Here is a 20,769-nt window from a genome sequence, read left to right on the forward strand (position 1 = left end):
TGTAATAAGCTCTATTCTATAGCCATTATGTATAAGCTTAGCAAAATAAACCTATGTTTTTTACAATATTTTAAAGGGTATGTGCAGTATGTCTGACTCCACCAGTCCAAAACAGAACGATTTTGCTTCACTTGAGACGACGCCCCATTCAGATCAAACGATAAAAAAGAAGGATGAGTCATCTGATGCTGATTTGGAACATGAAGAGGTGGAAGACAATAAGTTGGAAAATGAAGAGCTCTCATCAGAAGGTTCTGAGGAAGAACCTGTCAATCCTAAGCCCCAATGGAGCATTGATGGGGCCTCATTAGAGTACCCCAATCCGCTGTTAGATTGCTTGGTTTTACTGAGTAAATATTTTCACAACCCTTATTCTGCGGATTCTATTGCAGCGGGCTTGCCTATTACAAATAACGAAATGACGCCAGAAATGTTTAAGCGTGCGGCTAAGCGTATCAATATTAGCTCGCGTTTAGTGAAACGTCCGCTTGGTAAAATTCCCGATATGGTATTGCCATCCGTTTTGCTCTTACATGATAAACAAGCGTGTATTCTGCTGCGTGTCGATACGAATGGCCATACGGCAACGGTACTCCGTCCAGAGTCGGGTGAGGGAGAAGTAGAGGTTGATCTAGATAACCTTCATGAAACCTATTCAGGTTATTGTTTCTTCGTGCGTCCCCAATACAAGTTCGATCGTCGCTCTCAGCACGAAGAGGAAAAAGCGTCTCATAAACATTGGTTTTGGGGGACGATTACGCAATCTTGGCGGATTTATCGAGATGTCTTCATTGCTTCACTACTCATCAATATTTTTGCTGTGGCCAGTCCTCTGTTTACGATGAATGTGTATGATCGAGTGGTACCAAATAATTCGTTTGATACCTTATGGGTATTGGCCGTTGGTGTGGTAACCATCTATATTTTTGACTTCCTACTTAGAACTTTGCGTGCCTATTTTATAGATATCGCAGGTAAGAAGTCAGACATTCTTATCTCTGCAAAGATTTTCTCTAAGGTCAACAACATTACAATGTCATCTAGACCGAAATCGGTCGGGGCATTTGCAAAGAACCTTCAGGAATTTGAGAGTATTCGAGACTTCATTACCTCAGCTTCTATTACCACACTGGTTGATCTTCCTTTTATGTTCATCATTATCGCGGTGATTTGGTTGATAGGTGGGCCTGTTGGTTATATTCCCATTGTGAGTATTTTTTTGATCCTGGGTTACAGCTTTATTGTTCAGGTTCCTCTACGACGCTCAATAGAAGAAAGTCAAAAGACCTCTTCCCAGAAAAACGCCATACTCATTGAAAGCTTATATAACGCCGAAAGTGTCAAGTTAAATAATGCAGAAGGTGTCTTACAGAAACAATGGGAAAGTGCAGTGGGTAACATTGCCGATTGGGGGGTGAAAACTCGTCAGTTATCGCAGTCTTGTTCGTCCTTTGCGATGGTGGTGCAACAGTTAACCACAGTGGTGATTGTGATTGTGGGGGTGTATCAAATCTCAGAAGGACATATGTCAATGGGGGCACTTGTCGCATCGGTTATGCTGACTGGGCGTGCACTTGGTCCTGTGGGTCAGATTGCAGGGTTGGCCACTCGGTATAACCAAGCCAAATCGGCCTTTACCGCCCTTAATGGGATTATGGGGTCACCTGTTGAAAATCCTGATGATATCAAATTTGTGCATCGACCTCGTTTTGAAGGAAACTTTCAGTTTGATGAAGTGAGCTTTGCTTATCCAGAGCAAGAACAGGCCGCGCTTAGTCATATAAATTTCACCATTAATGCGGGTGAAAAAGTGGCCATTATTGGTCGAATTGGCTCGGGCAAGTCGACCTTAGGTAAATTGATGACAGGGTTGTATACCCCTATTGATGGTGCTGTGCGTGTTGACGGAGTGGATGTTAGACAAATTAATCCTACAGACCTGCGTCGCAACGTGGGAAGCGTTTCCCAAGATGTCACCCTGTTTTATGGCTCTATCAAAGACAATATTCTGATGGGGGTGCCTTATATGGAAGATGAAGCCGTTGTTCGTGCGGCTGAATTGGCAGGCGTCTCTGAGTTCGCTAACCGCAAGCCGAACGGTTTGGACAGTATTGTTGGAGAGCGTGGTATGCAATTATCCGGTGGGCAACGACAAAGTATTGCTATTGCCAGAGCGTTACTCTTTGATCCACCTATTCTTATTTTGGACGAGCCGACGGCCTCAATGGATAACACGACGGAGGCTCGTATGAAACGTCGATTAGTGGATACCATGAAAGATAAGACGTTAATACTCATTACCCATAAAGCCTCTATGCTCGATATGGTAGATCGAATTATTGTTATGGATAATGGTCGTCTGATAGCAGATGGACCTAAAGCACAAGTGCATGAAGCGTTAAGACAAGGCAGGCTGAAGGTTAGCTAACTATATGAAAGACAGCAAAAAAAACATAGCGCAAAGAGACCTTGAGTTTTTAAGTGATCGTAACTCCGCCTTGATGCTTAAAAGCCCACGGGGTGGTCGTATCATTTTGTGGGTGATCTTCACTTTTCTCGTCATTGCGGCGTTTTGGGCGGACCATACTACGTTAACGGAGAGAACGGTTGGGGTTGGCACGGTGATTCCCTCACAGCAGGTTCAGCAAATTCAAAACTTAGAGGGCGGTATATTAAAGTCGATTAACACCCAAGTAGGGGCTACTGTGAAAAAAGGTCAAATACTAATGACCATTGACAACTCTGCTGCCTTGTCTTCCCTTCGTGAACAGGAAGCAGAATCAACGAACTTATATGCCAGTTCTGTTCGTTTACAAGCTGAAGTAGATGGTAAGAAACCTGTTTTTAGTCAGTCTTTTGCTGAAAAGTATCCAGATTTAGTCGCTCGTGAAATGGATTTGTATAATACTCAAATAGAGTCATTGCAAGCAAACAAACAAGTCTTCCAACAACAGGTCGATCAAAAACAACAAGAGATCATTGAGCAGCAGTCTAAGTTAGAAAACCTTAAGAAAAGCTACAAGCTATCTTCTGAAGAGCTTACTCTGACAAGGCCTGCTTATAAGCAAGGTGCCGTCTCTCGAGTGGAGCTTTTACAATTAGAACGGGATGTGAATAAGATACAAGGGGATCTCGATGCCACGGAGCTTGCTATACCTCGGGCTCACTCAGCGCTTAAGGAAGCACAAAATAAACTTGTGGAAAGCGATGCTAAGTTTATGTCTGATGCACAAGAGCAACTTAATAAGGTGCAAAGTAAGTTAGATCAATTGAAACAAGCGAATTTCTCATTGCAGGATAGAGTGTCTAGGACGCAAGTACGTTCTCCTGTGAATGGTATTGTCAAACAGATTCAAATCAATACTATTGGTGGCGTTGTCAAGCCAGGGATGGATCTAATCGATATCGTACCCATTGATGATACCCTATTGATTGAGGCTAAGATAAAACCCAAAGATATTGGGTTTATTAAGCCAGGTCTGCCGGCGATGGTGAAATTGACCGCCTATGATTTTTCTATTTATGGGGGATTAAAAGCCCATGTAGAAACTATTAGTGCCGATACTATTGTGGATAAATCCGATAGAGAAGGACGAAGCTATTATTTAGTTAGAGTGCGGACGAACCATAATTACCTTGGTACCAAAAAAGACCCACTACCAATAATTCCTGGTATGCAAGCAACGGTCGATATCATTACAGGCAAAAAAACACTTTTGCAATACTTGTTTAAACCTATTTTAAAAGCAAAAGAGAATGCGCTGCATGAACGTTAATTACAAATTTCTTTTAAAAATGGCCGTTGTGTAACAAAAGTTAACGATTTTAATGGGTTAGATTCCGTAAGATTTGTTGTCAGTATTGCATAAAGAACGAGGAATACTTTGAAAATATTGTGTTTGAGTACTGATGAGGCTGTTTGGAATCATTGGAATACAATCGTTGATTCTAGTGTCACGTTGTGTCGTGAGCATGGCTTTAGTGAAATCGATAACGCTTTGGCCTCAGAAGAAACGTATAAGTATTGTTTTATTTATTTGGCTCATAACGACTTTTCAGCCAATGTGGAGAGTGTTGTTTCTTTACAGCGCAAGTATCCTAAGCAAATTATAATCGTCTTTCCTAATCAAGCGAGCCAGGCCGCCGCGCTACGACTTTTTTCTGTTGGGGTATTAGGGCAATGTTCACCCTATATCGGTAGAGAGCAGTTGAAATTAGTCTTGTCTGTAGTTGACTCTGGAGAGATTTGGGGAGGGAAGACGTTTATCAATAGTCTCATTACTCAGTCGGCTTCGTTAAAAGGAGCGAGTGATGATAAGGAAGATTCATTGCAAAGCCGTGAGGACGAGAAGGATGTGCTTGTGGAGTTATCGGATAGAGAGCGTAATGTGGCGACACTTGTCTCAAATGGCCTGTCTAATAAGCAAATAGCAAATGAAATGGACATTACCGAAAGAACCGTTAAAGCGCATTTAACGACAATTTTTAAAAAAACTCACACGAAAGATCGCCTGTCCTTGGCGCTATTGGTGCAAAACGCTCCTAAACTTGTTCATTAGAGATGTGGTGTACGTTCCTTTCTCAAACCACTCCATTGTGTCATCAGATGTGACTTTTATGACTGTGTCTTTTTATCATTATAATACTGAAGAGGTTTCCGCGCTGATTGTCTCTGGTGGCAAAGCTCAGCGAATGTCGGGTAAAGAGAAGGGGTTACAGTGCTTTCGAGGTGTTCCCATGGTGGTTTCTGTCGCGATGGCGTTAAGAGAAATCACACCAGCCGTTGCGGTTAACGCAAATCGATATCAAGAAGACTACGAGGCGCTCGGTTTTGAAGTCATAAAAGATTTAGCGAATTATCAAGATTTAGGTCCTTTATCTGGTGTTATGGCGGGTTTACATAACGCAACGAGTCAATTCCTACTGCTTTCGCCTTGCGACAGCCCCTGTGTTACTTCAACGATTTTCCACGCTTTGCTCGAGGCTATTAAACGCCAGCCGAATCAAATCCATTATGTTGCGACAGCAACAGAACGACATCCATTGCATGCGGCTCTTCCCGTATTGACTGCTCGGAATGCTTTATCGGCTTTTCTTGCTCAAGATGTGAAAAAAAGTGTCATGGCATTTTATGAATTTCATGGTTGCCAACCTCTAAATTGGTGTGAAGAGGCGTCGGAGTTGATCAATGTTAACTATTCTGAGCAATTAGAGCAGGGTGGCAAATAAACTAAAATTAGCCTTTTTTGAAAGATTCAATATCTAGGTCGTACGATTGACCATCTTCTTTATGAACAAGCTTTACTAAAAGGTAATCATACTTAGGGGCGAACCAAAATGAGGATTTTTTTCCACTATCGAGGTTATCCGTTCGGGTGACTTTAATGGCCTTAATGCGTCCGAGTTTGGTATTGATGGTTTCCTCCTTGTCTCGTTTAAAGGTCCAAGTCTTAATGTGTCCTCCATCAGCGATTTTATAGCTAAATCGTTTTTTTCCCAGTTTTACATCTTCTCTAACTTGCAACTGGACGCTCAATTTGTCGACAGTATCAGGCTCGATGGACATGTACCATGGTATATTTTTAACATTGTTGCGCACTTTCATTGAGTGCCAATCAAAGTCCAGCACAGCATTACGCTTTTTACCAAGTAGGCTACTTTGATACTGATAATGAAGAGGGCGTATTTGGTGGTTTTTTACCTCAAAATGCACTCTTTCATCTAGGGAAGCAATGAGGCTGTCTGCAGTGAAAATAAAGTCCCACTGATTGTTAGGGGCTTTTTTAAGTGTTTGTTTTCCTTCTATTTTTAGCTTAATGCCTTTTGACCATATGGTGCTATAGACAGCGGAGTAAGGCGTTAAAAAAGAGTCGGAGGAAGAGCTGGCTGCTTGGACAGGGAGTAACGATATAATCATTAAGGTTGCCAAAGTAAAAAGTGACTTCTTTAGATATATCATACTCGTCTGTCCTCACATCATTATGGTTTTTCCTGGTAATCAATGCCGCTCAAAGGCAGTTTTTGACCATCCAAAAAAGCATATTTGTCCTGGTGTGTCAGGCGTTCTTCGCTAAACCACTTCACTGCTAAAGGGTATATAATATGCTCAAGCTTATGAACTCTTTCAGCCAGTGTATCAGCGGTATCCGACAGCTCTATTGGGGTCCGCGCTTGTACAACGACTGCTCCTGCATCTAGCTCTGCGCTAACAAAGTGTACCGACACGCCATGTTCTGTCTCTTTGGCATCAATCGCTCGTTGATGCGTATTTAATCCTTTAAACTTAGGCAATAAAGAAGGATGAATATTAAGCATTCTTCCTTCGTAATGCCGAGTAAAGTCTTCTGTTAAAATTCGCATAAAGCCAGCCAATACCACGAGTTTGGGGTGGTATTGATCAATCACGAATTGTAATGCTGTATCAAACTCTTCGCGGCTATTATAGCTTTTATGATCCAGCACATGCGTTGGGATGCCCGCTTTTTTAGCTCTTTCGAGCCCATAAGCGTCGGTTTTATTGCTGATCACGGCGCTGATAGTTACGTTTAGAGTCCCTTGCAAGCTTTGATCAATCAAAGCTTGCAAGTTGCTACCGCTGCCAGAAATTAAGACAACGATGGGGAAACTCATGCCTGTGCCTCTAGATCAGAGATAAGCACGTCTTTTCCATCCTTGCGTTCACAAATGTCACCGATGATCCAAGCGTTTTCGCCTTCTGCTTTTAGAATGGCTAAGGCTTCATCCGCTTTATCAGCATCAATAGACAGTACCATACCAACGCCACAGTTAAGAACACGGTACATTTCTTCTTGTTCAACATTTCCTTGTTCTTGTAACCAATTAAACACAGCGGGGCGTTTCCAGCTAGAAGCGTCAATGCGTGCTGCAGTATTGTCAGGAAGAACGCGTGGAATATTTTCGAGCAAACCGCCACCGGTAATGTGTGCAAGGGCATTAACATCGACGCTTTCCATTAGTTTAAGAATGGATTTAACGTAAATGCGAGTGGGCTGCATTAGTGCCTCTTTCAGTGCAACACCGTCGATTTCTTGATTGAGGTCGGCTTTGCTGACGTCGAGAATTTTTCGTATCAAAGAGTAGCCATTAGAATGAGGACCGGAGGAGCCTAGAGCAATCAGTTTATCGCCTACGGTCACTTTGCTGCCATCAATGATCTTTTCTTCTTCGACAACGCCGACACAAAAGCCTGCCAAGTCATAATCGCCATCGTGGTACATGCCTGGCATCTCTGCTGTTTCGCCGCCAACGAGTGCGCAGCCTGCTTGTATACAGCCTTCACCGATGCCGGTGACGACACTTGCTGCCACGTCAACATCTAGTTTACCTGTCGCGTAGTAGTCTAAGAAGAAAAGGGGTTCTGCGCCTGCGACGACAAGGTCGTTGACACACATGGCGACTAAATCGATGCCAATTGTGTCGTGCTGGTTGAGATCCATTGCTAGACGAAGCTTAGTACCGACGCCGTCAGTGCCCGAAACAAGAATAGGGTTTTTGTATTTGGTTGGAAGGCGAGTTAATGCGCCGAATCCACCTAACCCCCCCATCACTTCCGGACGGCGAGTTTTTTTGCTAACGCCCTTTATGCGCTCAACAAGTTGATTTCCAGCGTTGATATCAACGCCAGCGTCTTTATAACTAATCGATGTTTTATCCGATTTGGTCATTGCCTATGCCTTATCATGTTCGGGGAAAAGAGGCATTTTAGCATAGTGGCGTATTAGGGCTATGGTTCTTTGGCATTAAGGCAGTAGAATAAGCAAATAAACGAAGGAAGGGGCTATGAAAATCCGTATTTTTTTATTTTTTATCAGTATTTTTTATGTGTCGATGGCGTCGGCTGTTCCGGTTAAAGATTTATATCGTGCCAGCATTAAATTACCGGCCACCGAGTCTGAAGATCAAATGTTGAGCGATGCATTCTCTCAAGCGGTTGAGCAAGTATTGGTTAGAGTGTCGGGTGATAAAGCGGCAATCACAGGTGACTTATTGCAAGAGGCGCAAAAAGCGGCCCCAACATGGGTGGCGCAACACTCTGTAACGTCACTAAAGGACTTGCTGCCACTAAATGGTGATTTAGTGGCAGGTAAGCAGGTCAATGTCTTTTTCTACCATGAGTCAATAGATCAATTTTTGACTCAGCACAACTTGCCGGTTTGGGGAAATAACCGTCCGTCGGTGTTGGTTTGGGCGGTGGATGATAATAATGGGGTGCGTACTTTATCTGGTGCAAACTCCCCTTCGGAGTTGTTGAATGACTTGGCAGTATCATCGACAAACTACGGCGTGCCCATTTATGCACCTTTGATGGATTCTGTGGATGCTGCGGCTATCTCGCCATCGGATGTGTGGGGTTTTTTTGAAGATACCATCAAAACTGCCAGTCAACGCTATCAGACCGATGCTATTGCTGCATTGCGTGTGTCACAATATTCGGGTTCCTTGACAGGAAGTTTGTTGATGATAATCGGCAATGACACTCAGCAATTTTCACTTACCGGCACGAACTTACAGGATCTGGCGGATCAAGCCAGTGCCGATATGGCAAAGGCATTGTCTGAGCGTTACGCAGCCGTTCGAAACAGCGCCTCGGAAAGTCGCCTTGATTTGTCTGTTTCGGGTGTTACGAATTACGCTGCCATGCAGAAAATTCAGCAATATTTAGAGAGTGTGGGGGTGGTGAGAGATGTATATGTGGTGAAAGCGACCAGTAACTCTGTCGTATTCTCTGTTGCTATCAATGGCGATAAGCAAAAATTGATGGACAGTATTCAGTTAAGTAGTTTGCTGCAGGCCGATGTGCCGCCGTCCGTGACGGTTCCTCCAGTAACACAGGCTTCAGCGACACAGGAGAATGGTGGTGGGGCTGAAATACCTTCAGCAAATACTGTCGAGACGACTCAGCAGTCTAGCGCTACTTCACAAGCACCAGATCCTGTATCCTCTACCGATTCGAGTGCTCCGAATGTGAGTAACAATATTGAATATTTCAAATACAGTGGAGCTCAATAGTGTCTGACCAGCAAGATAAAATAGTCAAGCGTGACTTTTATGCCAGAGATGAGGTCGAGCAAGCGGATTTTTTATCTCAAACTTGGTGTAATGAGTGCATGGAGATGGACTTAGGAATGAAAAATCCCGTGGAATACACTAAGGGGAATGACGTTTGGATTGAAGGAGAGTGTGTGAAATGCGCCTCCAAGATCATCACTGAAATCGTTGAAGAAGACGAATAGCAGAATTTAAATGATCGATATTTCGTGATAAAAGTTTAGTAAAGAAAACGCGCCGAAAGGCGCGTTTTTAGTTGTATTTATTAGCGAACAGCTAAAGATTATTTGGTTGGATAGTCGCGTTGTGTTTTGCCAACATATAATTGACGTGGGCGACCAATTTTATATGGGCCACTGATCATTTCATTCCAGTGAGAAATCCAGCCAATGGTGCGAGACATCGCAAAAATAACCGTAAACATACTCGTTGGGATACCAATCGCTTTCATGATGATGCCAGAGTAGAAGTCAACGTTTGGATACAATTTACGCTCTATGAAATAAGGGTCTTCAAGGGCAATTTGCTCTAGGCGTTTTGCAATTTTTAGCAACGGATCATCAGATTGGCCGAGTTCTGTTAGTACCTGATCACAAGTTTCACGCATTACTTTAGCGCGCGGATCGAAGTTTTTATAGACACGGTGTCCAAAGCCCATTAAACGGAATGGGTCGTCTTTGTCTTTGGCCTTGGCTATGTATTTATCTATTTGGTCTTCGTCGCCAATTTCTTCCAACATAGTAAGAACGGCTTCGTTTGCGCCACCATGAGCTGGCCCCCAAAGTGTTGCAATGCCAGCAGCAATACAGGCAAATGGGTTCGCTCCTGAAGAGCCAGCAAGGCGGACGGTTGAGGTTGAAGCGTTCTGTTCATGATCGGCATGCAGAACAAAAATGGTGTCCATTGCTTTCGCAAAAACAGGGTTGACTTTATATTCTTCGCAAGGTGTTGCAAACATCATATAAAGAAAGTTCTCTGCATAGGACAGATCGTTACGAGGGTACATAACGGGCTGATCTTTCGAGTACTTGTAACAAGTTGCCGCCAGCGTTGGCATCTTAGAAATGAGGCGGAATGCGGCGATCTCACGATGTCGTGGATTAGTGATGTCCATGTGGTCTTGGTAAAAAGCGGACAGGGCGCCAACTAATCCACACATAATGGCCATCGGGTGGGCATCGTTTCTAAATCCTTCGATGAATTTATGCATAGACTGGTTAACCATTGTATGAGCGCTAACCGTATCGACAAATTCTTTTTTCTCTTCTGCCGTTGGAAGTTCTCCGTAAAGCAAAAGATAGCAGGTTTCTAAGTAGTCTGAGTGCTCAGCAAGCTGAGCAATGGGGTAACCTCGGTGTAGCAATATGCCAGCTTCACCATCAATGTATGTGATTGCAGACTCGCATGAGCCTGTGGACATAAAACCAGGGTCGTAAGTGAAAACACCGTTTGCACCTAAGCCACGTACGTCAATAACATCTGTGCCAAGGGTGCCTGAAATAACAGGAAGTTCGATGGTTTTATCGATCCCGTCTACGGTAAGTCGTGCTTTTTTATCGGCCATTTATGCTCTCCTTCGAATTCTGGTCCGGGGCTAAGAAGTCAAAAAAGACCCTCCTGACCCAGAAGGTGGGGAAAAAATACTGTCTCAGCACTATAAAAGTCAATCTTCTACACTTGCAAAGAGTTTACAATATTGTAATTTTGTTTGTAATTATCTGACAATAAAAGCCATTCTCATAAAGTTTTTTTATCCTTATTTTTGTTTAAGTCTATGAAAAATAAACAATATTTCAGTCTAAAAGCCAGTCTTTTGGCTGTAATTAAGCACCATTATTGTTATTGCTTATGGGTACATTCAGCTTGTGAATGGTGACCATTGAAAACCCTTGCTCTAGTCTATTTGTCTTCCCATTTTTCGCTAGTCTATAATTGCGTTCCCGATGATTTCATTGATTTGTCGGCGTATGCCATTCAAGAGTAGTTGCTTGAACAGAAAATGTCGTTTGCAAATCGATGCAATTTTCGATTAGGCCTATGGTGTGACAACGTAATGTAAGCATTACGTTTGGTTCACAGATAGAAATTGGGTCGTGATGGACCATTCACTTAATAAGATGGTGTAAATAGTCGTGAATAAAAAAAGACCAGTCAACCTTGATATTTCAACAATATCAATGCCGGTAACAGCAATCGTATCTATTATTCATCGTGTGACGGGAATTATCCTCTTTATAGGTTTGATTTTCTTGTTATATGCGTTTGATGTTTCCTTAGAGTCTCAACAAGGATTTGATCAGGTTGTGAATATGCTTCAGACAAACTTCCTTGCTAAGTTCGTTATCTGGGGTGTTGTATCAGCGTTGATGTATCACTTCGTCGCAGGTATTAAACACCTGTTTATGGATTTGGGACACTTTGAAGAATTAGAAAGTGGACGTAATGCAGCTGTTGCAAACATTGTCATTGCAGTGGTTCTTATTGTGTTAGCTGGGGTGTGGATATGGTAACTCAAATTACAAGCTTTGGTCGCTCTGGTCTGTATGACTGGATGATGCAGCGTATTTCCGCTGTGGTATTAGCTCTCTATACCATTTTTATTATCGGTTATCTTTTATTACATCCTCATCTTACGTTTGAACAGTGGAGTGCGCTTTACAGTTCAACTTGGATGCGCGTTTTCAGTTTGATGACATTGTTGTCTATTGGTGTGCATTCTTGGATTGGTCTGTGGTCAATTTCTACAGATTATATTAAGCCAACTGGTATTCGTTTCTTCTTTCAAGCTCTATGCGGTTTATTGATGTTTGTTTACATCGTGTGGGGCATTCAGGTTCTTTGGGGGCTATAAGTAATGGCTAATATTCGTACGATTTCTTTTGATGCCATCGTTATTGGCGGTGGTGGCGCTGGTATGCGTGCCGCACTTCAGTTAACTGAATCTGGTTTGAACACTGCCTGTATAACAAAAGTATTCCCAACTCGTTCTCATACGGTATCTGCTCAAGGTGGTATTACCTGTGCGATCGCCAGTGAGGATCCAAATGACGATTGGCGTTGGCACATGTATGACACCGTAAAAGGGTCAGATTACATTGGAGATCAAGAGGCAGTCGAGTACATGTGCTCTGTTGGCCCGCAAGCCGTTTTTGAGCTTGAGCACATGGGGCTACCATTTTCTCGTAAAGAGAATGGCCGTATTTATCAGCGTCCTTTCGGTGGTCAATCTAAAGGTCCAAATGATACCACTCAAGCTGCTCGTACTTGTGCTGCAGCGGACCGTACAGGTCATGCGCTATTGCATACTTTATATCAGGGTAATCTTAAAGGTGGTACCACCTTCTTTAACGAATGGTATGCAATTGACTTGGTGAAAAATAAAGAAGATGCGGTGGTCGGTGTTGTTGCGATTTGTATCGAAACTGGCGAGACCGTCTATCTGAAAGCGAAAGCAACGGTAATCGCTACTGGTGGTGCTGGCCGTATTTTCCAATCGACTACAAATGCTCACATTAATACGGGTGATGGGGTTGCGATGGCACTACGTGCTGGTTTCCCTGCTCAAGATATGGAAATGTGGCAATTCCACCCAACTGGTATTTATGGTGCAGGTACACTTGTAACTGAGGGTTGTCGTGGTGAAGGTGGTTACCTAATTAATAAAGATGGCGAGCGTTTCATGGAGCGTTATGCGCCTAACGCGAAAGACCTTGCTGGTCGTGACGTTGTGGCGCGTGCAATGATTCTTGAAATTCTTGGTGGTCGTGGTTGCGGTCCAGATAAAGATCACGTTCTTCTAAAATTGGATCACTTGGGTGAAGAGACACTTAATAAGCGTCTACCAGGTATTCTTGAACTTTCTCGTACCTTTGCCCACGTTGACCCAGTGAAAGAGCCGATCCCTGTTATCCCAACTTGTCACTATATGATGGGTGGGATTCCAACGAATGTTAGCGGTCAGGCATTGAAACAAAATGAAGCGGGTGAAGACGTTATCATTCATGGTTTGTATGCATGTGGTGAAGCGGCTTGTGTGTCAGTACACGGTGCTAACCGCTTGGGTGGTAACTCTCTACTTGACCTTGTTGTGTTTGGTCGTGCTGTTGGTTTGCATGTTAAAAAATCTTTGGATGACGGGTTTGAGTCGCTCAATGCGGATGAAACAGACATCGAAAGAGCGATGGTTCGTCTAGAGCGGTTGAACAATACAAAAGGTGGCGAAAGTGTTGCTGCTGTTCGTGCTGAGCTGCAAAAAGTGATGCAATTATACTTTGGTGTATTCCGTGATGGCGAATCCATGCAAAAAGGCTTGAAAGAGCTTGAAGCAATTCGTAAGCGCGTTGAAAATCTAAATCTTGAAGATAAAAGTCAGGCATTCAATACCGCACGTATTGAGGCGCTGGAACTTGAGAACCTGTTGGAAATTGCTGAAGCAACGGCAATCCCAGCGGAGTTCCGTAAAGAGAGTCGTGGTGCCCATGCTCGTAATGACTTTACTGAACGCGATGACGAGAATTGGCTCAAGCACTCATTGTTCCATCCTGGAAGCAAAACCGTTACCAAGCGTGATGTGAACTTTGCGCCAAAAACAATGGAACCTTTCCCGCCTAAGATTCGCAAATACTAAGGAGTAACTCAGAATGTTAGTTAGTATTTATCGTTACAATCCTGAAGTGGACGACGCTCCATATATGAAGGATTACCAAATTGATTTGCCTGCGGGTAAAGATTTGATGGTGCTGGACGTATTGAACTTATTAAAAGCGCAAGACCCAAGCATCTCTTACCGTCGCTCTTGCCGTGAAGGTGTATGTGGTTCAGATGGCATGAATATGTCAGGTAAAAATGGCCTAGCATGTATTACACCCGTTTCACAAGCCGTGAAAAATGGCAAGTTAGTGTTGCGACCACTACCAGGTTTGCCAGTGATTCGTGACCTTGTTGTAGATATGGGGCAGTTTTATAAGCAGTATGAGAAAATTCGCCCTTATCTTCTTAATGATACGCCAGTACCTGCTATTGAACGTCTACAGAGTCCTGAAGAGCGTGAAAAGCTAGATGGTTTGTACGAATGTATTCTGTGTGCATGTTGTTCAACAGCCTGTCCATCTTTCTGGTGGAACCCAGATAAATTTATTGGGCCTTCTGGTTTATTGCAAGCATACCGTTTCTTAGCAGACAGTCGTGATACAGCGACCCAAGAGCGTCTAAGTGATTTAGATGATCCATTTAGCGTATTTCGTTGCCATGGCATCATGAATTGTGTGAGTGTTTGTCCGAAAGGTTTGAATCCTACGAAAGCAATCGGTAACATTCGCACCATGCTTCTGCAAAGAGCAACCTGATCGATCTTAGCTTGCTTTTAGCTAATTCTAAAAGGTTAAGGGCAAGCTAAAGTCTAGGCGGCATGAGTGGTGTTGTTCAATGCCGCCTTTTTTGCATGTTTCAATATAGAGAATGCAATCAAAACGCTTTAGAATTTGTTGCGTGCTAACATAACAGTGCTTTTAACATGGTGCTGATTAGGTTGCGCTTAATTGATTGGATGAGGAGAGGTTCTCTCTACATGAGTTTAACGCATAAGTGCACGAAGCAATTGTGGTGGCAAGTTAACAATAAATCGAGGCTTTATGGCCTTAACGGGCCTGTTGGAGTTATCGATTGCATGATAAATTCATACCGGGACCCCGGTAGCTGGCTCGAACATAAGGGTGATCGAGAATGCACGAAAGTTTAATGGAGTTGCTATGGAGCACTTCTCAATTTTCAGGTGGAAACTTGGAATATGTTGAGGGGTTGTTTGAAAGCTACCTAGTCGATCCGAACTCTGTGTCGGAAGAATGGCGGAAATGTTTTGATCAACTACCTCGCGTGAGTGAGGCTCAATCAACAGATCTACCGCACTCAGTAATTCAACAACAATTTTTAGAAATTGGCAAAAATAAATTTCGCACAATGCCTGTATCAACGGGTGTTGCTGCAAGTTCGGAACATGAACAAAAGCAAATCAATGTTTTGCAATTGATTAATGCTTACCGTGTTCGAGGTCATCAGCACGCATCGTTAGACCCACTTGGGCTTCAAAAGCGTGAAAAAGTCGCAGACCTTGATATTAGTTACCATCAGCTGACTGGTGCTGACTTTGATACTCAATTTAAAACGGGCTCTTTGTTTTTTAACAAGGAATCTATGAAGTTAAGCGAGATCATCGCCGAGCTTGAAAAAACCTATTGCAGTACCATCGGTTACGAGTTCATGCACATTGTTGATACTCAAGAAAAAGCTTGGCTACAACAGCGTGTGGAATCCGTTCGATCCCGTCCAGAATTTTCCCCAGAAACTCGCCAGAATTTGTTAGAGCGACTAACCGCCGCAGAAGGTCTTGAAAAATACTTAGCGAGTCGTTACCCAGGGGCGAAGCGTTTTGGTTTAGAGGGCGGTGAAAGCTTAATTCCAATGGTAAACGAGCTGATCCAGCGCTCTGGCTCATTAGGAGCAAAAGAAGTTGTGATTGGTATGGCCCACCGTGGTCGTCTAAACGTCTTGGTGAATACATTAGGGAAAAGCCCTAAAGATCTGTTTGACGAATTCGAAGGTAAAAAACTCGTTAATACCTCTGGTGATGTTAAATACCACCAAGGTTTTTCTTCTAATGTGATGACCTCAGGTGGTGAGGTGCACATTGCGTTGTCGTTTAACCCATCACACTTAGAAATTGTTTCTCCCGTAGTGGAAGGTTCTGTTCGTGCCCGTCAGGATCGCCGTAAAGATACAATCGGTAAAACCGTTGTGCCTATTTCGATTCATGGTGATGCGGCATTTGCGGGACAAGGCGTGGTGATGGAGACATTCCAGATGTCTCAAACACGCGGTTATCGCACGGGTGGTACGGTTCACGTTGTTATTAACAACCAAGTTGGTTTTACCACTAACCGTCAAGATGACTCCCGTTCTACTGAATATGCAACCGATGTAGCTAAAATGATTCAGGCGCCTATTTTCCATGTGAATGGAGATGATCCTGAGGCTGTGTTGTTTGTTACTCAATTGGCATTAGATTACCGTTATGAGTTTGGCCGTGATGTTGTGATCGACATGGTATGTTACCGTCGTCGTGGGCACAATGAAACGGATGAGCCTTCTGGTACTCAACCATTGATGTACAGTGTTATCAACAAATTAAAAACAACTCGTACATTATATGCAGAGCGCTTGGTTGCTGAGAATGTACTGACTGAAGCGCAAGCCGAAGCAATGGTTGGCGAAAACCGCCAAGATTTAGACGATGGCCGCCATGTTGCTAAGAGTCTAGTACTTGAGCCTAAATCCGATTTGTTTGTTGACTGGAAACCTTACATTGGCGTCGAATGGACGGATGCGGGTGACACAACTTATCCGCTTGCTAAATTGCAAGAAGTGGCGAAAAAATTAACGGCTATTCCTGATGGGGTGGTGGTTCAGCGTCAAGTTCAAAAGATTTATCAAGACCGCGATAAAATGACAGCGGGGGCGTTGCCTCTTAACTGGGGGTATGCTGAGACATTAGCATTTGGCACTTTGTTAGAGCAGGGCTATCCTATTCGCATAACAGGTCAAGACTCTGGACGTGGTACGTTCTCTCATCGCCATGCGGTGATTCATAGCCAAAAAGATGGCAGCACATACATTCCGCTAAAACATCTTTCTGATGATCAGCCGACTTTGGATCTTTACGATTCTTTCTTGTCTGAAGAAGCTGTGTTAGCGTTCGAATATGGCTACTCAACAACCTCGCCAAAAGGCTTGGTTATTTGGGAAGCGCAATTTGGTGATTTCGCAAACGGTGCCCAAGTGGTAATTGACCAGTTCATTACCAGTGGTGAGCACAAATGGGGCCGTTTGTGCGGTTTGACCATGTTGTTGCCACATGGTTACGAAGGTCAGGGTCCTGAGCACTCCTCAGCACGTCTTGAACGCTTCATGCAATTGTGTGCGGAGTACAACATCCAAGTATGTGTTCCAACAACGCCATCACAGATTTTCCATATCCTTCGCCGTCAAGCTATTCGTCCTATGCGTCGTCCGCTTGTCATTATGTCTCCTAAGAGTTTGCTACGTCACAAGCAGGCAATCTCAACATTAGAAGAGTTGGCTGAGGGTAGCTTCAAAACGGTATTGCCAGAAACATCACAAACCATTGAAGCAGATAAGGTAAAACGTATCGTGTTGTGTAGTGGTAAAGTTTACTACGACTTGATTAATCGTCGTGATGAGCTTGAAAAAGATGATGTTGCCGTGATTCGTCTAGAGCAATTGTATCCGTTCCCATACGATGATCTTGAGTCGGTGTTGGGGCAATACAAAAATGTTGAGAGTTTGGTTTGGTGTCAAGAAGAGCCTAAAAATCAAGGGGCTTGGCATTCTAACCGTCACCGTATGAATCGAGTATTGGAAAAGCTGTATCCAAAACTGTCAATTCGTTTTGCTGGTCGCATGTCGTCCGCAGCGCCTGCCGCTGGTTATATGTCTGTCCATGTTGAAGAACAAGAAGCGCTAGTCAACGATGCCTTAGTTGGTTAGCACCATAGCCTGTCAGAGAGATAAGGGTATAAGATGAGTATTGAAATTAAAGCACCTGTTTTCCCAGAGTCCGTAGCAGACGGTACAGTCGCTACTTGGTACAAAAAGCCAGGCGAAGCCTGTGCCCGTGATGAGCACATTGTCGACATCGAAACGGACAAAGTAGTACTAGAAGTCGTTGCGCCAGCTGATGGTGTACTAAAAGAAGTCCATAAAAATGAAGGCGACACGGTTCTAAGTACCGAAGTCCTTGCTACCTTTGAATCTGGTGCTGCGGCTTCTGCAGCGCCTGCTGAGAAAAAAGAAGCAGCACCTGCTGCCGCTTCTAGTTCTAACAATGCATCAGAAAGTGTGGATGTTAAAGCGCCAACTTTTCCAGAGTCTGTTGCTGAAGGCACCGTTGCGACTTGGCATAAAAAAGTAGGTGAGGCATGTTCTCGTGATGAACTTATTGTCGACATTGAAACAGACAAAGTGGTTCTTGAAGTAGTTGCTCCTGCTGACGGCGTTATTGGTGAAATACTTAAAGCAGAAGGTGAGACCGTACAAAGTGCAGAAGTGCTTGCTAAGTTCCAAGTTGGTGCTTCAGCTTCAGCTTCTTCTGCTCAAGAAGCGGCAGCGCCTGCGGCAGCAGAAGCAGACAGTGATGAAGACGGTGTAGCAGGCCCTGCTGCCCGTAAAGCATTAGCAGAAGCGGGTTTAACTGCGTCTCAGGTGAAAGGTACTGGTAAAGGTGGTCGCATCACAAAAGAAGATGTTGATGCAGCGGTGAAAGCAAAACCTGCTTCAGCGCCAGCGGCTGCACCAGCGGCGAAAGCAGCACCAGCGGCTATGCCTGCGTTGGGTGCGGATGGCCGTATTGAAAAACGCGTCCCAATGACACGTTTACGTGCCACAATCGCCAAGCGCCTTGTTGAAGCTCAACAAACAGCGGCGATGTTGACAACGTATAACGAAGTGGACATGGGTCCTGTTATGGAGATCCGTAAGAAGTACAAAGATTTGTTCATGAAGACTCACAACGGCACTAAGCTTGGTTTCATGTCCTTCTTTGTTAAAGCGGCGACAGAAGCGCTTAAACGCTTCCCTGCTGTGAACGCCTCTATCGACGGAAATGACATGGTCTACCATGGTTACCAAGACATCGGCGTGGCGGTATCGACTGACCGTGGTTTGATGGTTCCAGTGCTTCGTAACACGGAAGCGATGGGTCTTGCTGATATCGAATCTAGCATCATGGACTTCGCTGTTCGTGGTCGTGATGGTAAATTGGGTATGGACGACATGCAAGGCGGTACCTTTACTATCACTAACGGTGGTACGTTCGGTTCCTTGATGTCAACACCAATCATCAACCCACCACAAACGGCTATCTTGGGTATGCATAAAATTCAAGAGCGCCCAATGGCGGTAAATGGTCAGGTTGTCATTAAGCCAATGATGTACCTAGCGCTTTCTTATGACCACCGTATGATTGATGGTAAAGAAGCTGTACAGTTCTTGGTGACAATCAAAGAACTTCTAGAAGACCCAGCACGTCTTCTACTAGAAATCTAAGTATTCGTAGCAAAACTGATGTTATGAATTGACTTTGTTGTGGTCTTAAAAAGACCACAACAGTTCGACAAGATAAATGGAAACGCATATGTCTACTAAATTTGATGTTATTGTAATCGGTGGTGGCCCAGGTGGTTATGTCGCTGCCATTCGTGCAGCTCAATTGGGTCTTAAGACTGCTTGTATCGAAAAGTGGTTGGACAAAGAAAATAAGCCTCGCCTAGGTGGTACTTGTTTGAACGTGGGTTGTATCCCATCGAAAGCGCTTCTAGACTCCTCTCACAAATACCATGAAGCGAAAGAATCTTACGGCGTTCACGGTATTACTGTTGGCGAGATGGCTATGGATGTCAATGCCATGGTCGATCGCAAAGACAAAATCGTTAACCAATTGACCAGTGGTATCACGGGTCTTTTCAAAGCGAACGGTGTGACTAGCTTCGAAGGTTTTGGTAAGTTGCTGGCTAACAAGAAAGTGGAATTCACCGCGCACGATGGTTCTGTGCAAACGTTGGAAGCGGAAAACGTAATCTTGGCGACGGGTTCTGTGCCAGTAAACATTCCACCAGCACCACGTACTGGCGACATCATCGTTGATAACGAAGGTGCGTTGGAGTTCCGTTCTGTGCCTAAACGTCTTGGCGTAATCGGTGCTGGTGTAATTGGTCTTGAGTTGGGTTCTGTTTGGGCTCGCTTGGGTTCTGAAGTGGTGGTGCTTGAAGCACAAGATTCATTCCTAAGCCTATGTGACCAAGATCTTTCTAAAGAAGCGGCTAAAATCTTCAAGAAACAAGATCTAGACATCCGCACTGGTGCTCGTGTAACGGGTAGTCAAGTGAATGGTGAAGAAGTAGAAGTGACTTACCTTGATGCAAAAGGTGAAGAACAAAAAGAGACGTTTGACAAGTTGATCGTTGCGGTTGGCCGTAAGCCTTTCACAGATGGCTGTTTAGCGGGCGATGCTGGTGTTGATTTGGACGAGCGTGGCTTTGTATTTGTAGATGAGCAGTGCCGTACGTCTGTTCCTGGCGTTTTTGCTATTGGTGACATCGTACGTGGTCCAATGTTGGCTCACAAAGCGTCTGAAGAGGGCGTCATGGTGGCGGATATTATTGCTGGCCATAAGGCACAAATGAACTACGACTGCATCCCATCCGTTATTTATACTCATCCAGAACTTGCTTGGGTCGGTAAAAACGAGCAAGAGCTTAAAGCGGAAGGCGTTAAATACAAAGTAGGTAAATTCCCATTTGCGGCATCTGGTCGTGCGATGGCAGCAAACGATACTGACGGTTTTGTAAAAATCATCGCCGATGAAGAAACAGATCGTATCTTGGGTTGCCACATCATCGGTGGTCACGCTGCTGATTTGATTGCACAGGCAGTAATCGCAATGGAATTCGGCTCTACTGCAGAAGACATCGCATTGACTGTCTTTGCTCACCCAACAGTGAGTGAAGCAGTACATGAAGCTGCATTAGCCGTTGACGGTCATGCAATTCACATTGCTAACCGTAAAAAGCGTTAATACGTAATTCGATTTGCCGGCCTTGAGCCGGCAATTTCTGTCCTAACGGGCGGAGC

At 44.1% G+C, this 20,769-nt stretch carries 17 protein-coding genes; 13 read left to right on the forward strand and 4 right to left on the reverse strand.

All coding sequences use genetic code 11. The features are described 5' to 3' along the window. Positions 1-88: 88 nt before the first annotated feature. From AC0VYI_RS09280 to mobA, 4 genes are all read left to right on the forward strand, one after another. The gene (locus tag AC0VYI_RS09280) at positions 89-2,428 is read left to right on the forward strand and encodes a type I secretion system permease/ATPase (protein ID WP_475448887.1); all 2,340 of its coding nucleotides are present in this window, start codon (positions 89-91) and stop codon (positions 2,426-2,428) included. Positions 2,429-2,432: 4 nt separating this feature from the next. Continuing rightward, a complete protein-coding gene (locus AC0VYI_RS09285) occupies positions 2,433-3,776 on the forward strand; it encodes an HlyD family type I secretion periplasmic adaptor subunit (protein WP_475448888.1) in 1,344 nt (447 codons plus the stop codon). A gap of 108 nt (positions 3,777-3,884) precedes the next feature. Next, positions 3,885-4,559: a helix-turn-helix transcriptional regulator gene (locus AC0VYI_RS09290; protein WP_475448890.1), complete on the forward strand. Its 675-nt coding sequence runs from the start codon at positions 3,885-3,887 to the stop codon at positions 4,557-4,559. Between the two features lie 58 nt (positions 4,560-4,617). Then, positions 4,618-5,229, forward strand: coding sequence for a molybdenum cofactor guanylyltransferase (gene mobA, locus AC0VYI_RS09295; protein WP_475448892.1), 612 nt, complete (start codon positions 4,618-4,620; stop codon positions 5,227-5,229). Positions 5,230-5,236: 7 nt separating this feature from the next. Here mobA and AC0VYI_RS09300 read toward each other — a convergent pair whose 3' ends face one another. The 3 genes from AC0VYI_RS09300 to purM all read right to left on the reverse strand — a co-directional run bounded on the left by AC0VYI_RS09300 (position 5,237) and on the right by purM (position 7,685). Beyond that, positions 5,237-5,917: a DUF3108 domain-containing protein gene (locus AC0VYI_RS09300; protein WP_475448893.1), complete on the reverse strand. Its 681-nt coding sequence runs from the start codon at positions 5,915-5,917 to the stop codon at positions 5,237-5,239. A 62-nt stretch (positions 5,918-5,979) separates the two neighbouring features. Beyond that, a complete protein-coding gene (purN, locus tag AC0VYI_RS09305; RefSeq protein ID WP_475448894.1) occupies positions 5,980-6,630 on the reverse strand; it encodes a phosphoribosylglycinamide formyltransferase in 651 nt (216 codons plus the stop codon). Further along, positions 6,627-7,685 carry a phosphoribosylformylglycinamidine cyclo-ligase gene (gene purM, locus AC0VYI_RS09310; RefSeq protein ID WP_199476021.1) on the reverse strand — a complete coding sequence of 353 codons (1,059 nt, stop codon included), beginning with the start codon at positions 7,683-7,685 and terminating at the stop codon, positions 6,627-6,629. The genes purN and purM overlap by 4 nt, the downstream gene beginning before the upstream one ends. 115 nt (positions 7,686-7,800) lie before the next feature. On the opposite strand from purM, the gene AC0VYI_RS09315 reads away from it, so the two are divergent. Next, a complete protein-coding gene (locus AC0VYI_RS09315) occupies positions 7,801-9,030 on the forward strand; it encodes a DUF2066 domain-containing protein (RefSeq protein ID WP_475448896.1) in 1,230 nt (409 codons plus the stop codon). After that, entirely contained in the window at positions 9,030-9,254 is a 225-nt protein-coding gene (locus AC0VYI_RS09320) for a hypothetical protein (protein ID WP_475448897.1), read from the forward strand. Before AC0VYI_RS09315 ends, AC0VYI_RS09320 begins: the two co-directional genes overlap by 1 nt. Before the next feature lie 98 nt (positions 9,255-9,352). Here the strand turns inward: AC0VYI_RS09320 and gltA are convergent, their stop codons facing one another. Then, positions 9,353-10,633: a citrate synthase gene (gltA, locus tag AC0VYI_RS09325; protein WP_199476024.1), complete on the reverse strand. Its 1,281-nt coding sequence runs from the start codon at positions 10,631-10,633 to the stop codon at positions 9,353-9,355. Between the two features lie 568 nt (positions 10,634-11,201). Here gltA and sdhC point away from each other — a divergent pair. The 7 genes from sdhC to lpdA all read left to right on the forward strand — a co-directional run bounded on the left by sdhC (position 11,202) and on the right by lpdA (position 20,713). Then, positions 11,202-11,579 carry a succinate dehydrogenase, cytochrome b556 subunit gene (gene sdhC, locus AC0VYI_RS09330; RefSeq protein WP_199476025.1) on the forward strand — a complete coding sequence of 126 codons (378 nt, stop codon included), beginning with the start codon at positions 11,202-11,204 and terminating at the stop codon, positions 11,577-11,579. Further along, the gene (gene sdhD / locus AC0VYI_RS09335; RefSeq protein ID WP_199476026.1) at positions 11,573-11,920 is read left to right on the forward strand and encodes a succinate dehydrogenase, hydrophobic membrane anchor protein; all 348 of its coding nucleotides are present in this window, start codon (positions 11,573-11,575) and stop codon (positions 11,918-11,920) included. Before sdhC ends, sdhD begins: the two co-directional genes overlap by 7 nt. A gap of 3 nt (positions 11,921-11,923) precedes the next feature. Then, positions 11,924-13,696, forward strand: coding sequence for a succinate dehydrogenase flavoprotein subunit (gene sdhA / locus AC0VYI_RS09340; RefSeq protein ID WP_199476027.1), 1,773 nt, complete (start codon positions 11,924-11,926; stop codon positions 13,694-13,696). Positions 13,697-13,709: 13 nt separating this feature from the next. After that, entirely contained in the window at positions 13,710-14,414 is a 705-nt protein-coding gene (locus AC0VYI_RS09345) for a succinate dehydrogenase iron-sulfur subunit (protein ID WP_475448901.1), read from the forward strand. 376 nt (positions 14,415-14,790) lie between these two features. Then, complete coding sequence (locus AC0VYI_RS09350) at positions 14,791-17,628, forward strand: 2-oxoglutarate dehydrogenase E1 component (protein WP_199476029.1); 2,838 nt, start codon at positions 14,791-14,793, stop codon at positions 17,626-17,628. Between the two features lie 33 nt (positions 17,629-17,661). After that, positions 17,662-19,185 (forward strand): 2-oxoglutarate dehydrogenase complex dihydrolipoyllysine-residue succinyltransferase, encoded by a 1,524-nt coding sequence (gene odhB, locus AC0VYI_RS09355; RefSeq protein WP_475448903.1) that lies wholly within the window; start codon positions 17,662-17,664, stop codon positions 19,183-19,185. A gap of 88 nt (positions 19,186-19,273) precedes the next feature. Continuing rightward, entirely contained in the window at positions 19,274-20,713 is a 1,440-nt protein-coding gene (gene lpdA, locus AC0VYI_RS09360; RefSeq protein WP_199476031.1) for a dihydrolipoyl dehydrogenase, read from the forward strand. Positions 20,714-20,769 lie beyond the last annotated feature (56 nt).

The organism is Marinomonas sp. 63XJN7_9_ISO-PGPR-S23-217, assembly GCF_056173515.1.

What these genes read in the sequence shown, in the direction of transcription:
- sdhA (WP_199476027.1), top strand. Translation starts at nt 11,924, where the DNA reads ATGGCTAATATTCGTACGATTTCTTTTGATGCCATCGTTATTGGCGGT.
- purN (WP_475448894.1), bottom strand. Translation starts at nt 6,630, where the DNA reads ATGAGTTTCCCCATCGTTGTCTTAATTTCTGGCAGCGGTAGCAACTTG.
- purM (WP_199476021.1), bottom strand. Translation starts at nt 7,685, where the DNA reads ATGACCAAATCGGATAAAACATCGATTAGTTATAAAGACGCTGGCGTT.
- mobA (WP_475448892.1), top strand. Translation starts at nt 4,618, where the DNA reads ATGACTGTGTCTTTTTATCATTATAATACTGAAGAGGTTTCCGCGCTG.
- AC0VYI_RS09345 (WP_475448901.1), top strand. Translation starts at nt 13,710, where the DNA reads ATGTTAGTTAGTATTTATCGTTACAATCCTGAAGTGGACGACGCTCCA.
- AC0VYI_RS09350 (WP_199476029.1), top strand. Translation starts at nt 14,791, where the DNA reads ATGCACGAAAGTTTAATGGAGTTGCTATGGAGCACTTCTCAATTTTCA.
- AC0VYI_RS09285 (WP_475448888.1), top strand. Translation starts at nt 2,433, where the DNA reads ATGAAAGACAGCAAAAAAAACATAGCGCAAAGAGACCTTGAGTTTTTA.
- gltA (WP_199476024.1), bottom strand. Translation starts at nt 10,633, where the DNA reads ATGGCCGATAAAAAAGCACGACTTACCGTAGACGGGATCGATAAAACC.
- AC0VYI_RS09300 (WP_475448893.1), bottom strand. Translation starts at nt 5,917, where the DNA reads ATGATTATATCGTTACTCCCTGTCCAAGCAGCCAGCTCTTCCTCCGAC.
- AC0VYI_RS09315 (WP_475448896.1), top strand. Translation starts at nt 7,801, where the DNA reads ATGAAAATCCGTATTTTTTTATTTTTTATCAGTATTTTTTATGTGTCG.
- odhB (WP_475448903.1), top strand. Translation starts at nt 17,662, where the DNA reads ATGAGTATTGAAATTAAAGCACCTGTTTTCCCAGAGTCCGTAGCAGAC.
- lpdA (WP_199476031.1), top strand. Translation starts at nt 19,274, where the DNA reads ATGTCTACTAAATTTGATGTTATTGTAATCGGTGGTGGCCCAGGTGGT.
- sdhD (WP_199476026.1), top strand. Translation starts at nt 11,573, where the DNA reads ATGGTAACTCAAATTACAAGCTTTGGTCGCTCTGGTCTGTATGACTGG.
- AC0VYI_RS09280 (WP_475448887.1), top strand. Translation starts at nt 89, where the DNA reads ATGTCTGACTCCACCAGTCCAAAACAGAACGATTTTGCTTCACTTGAG.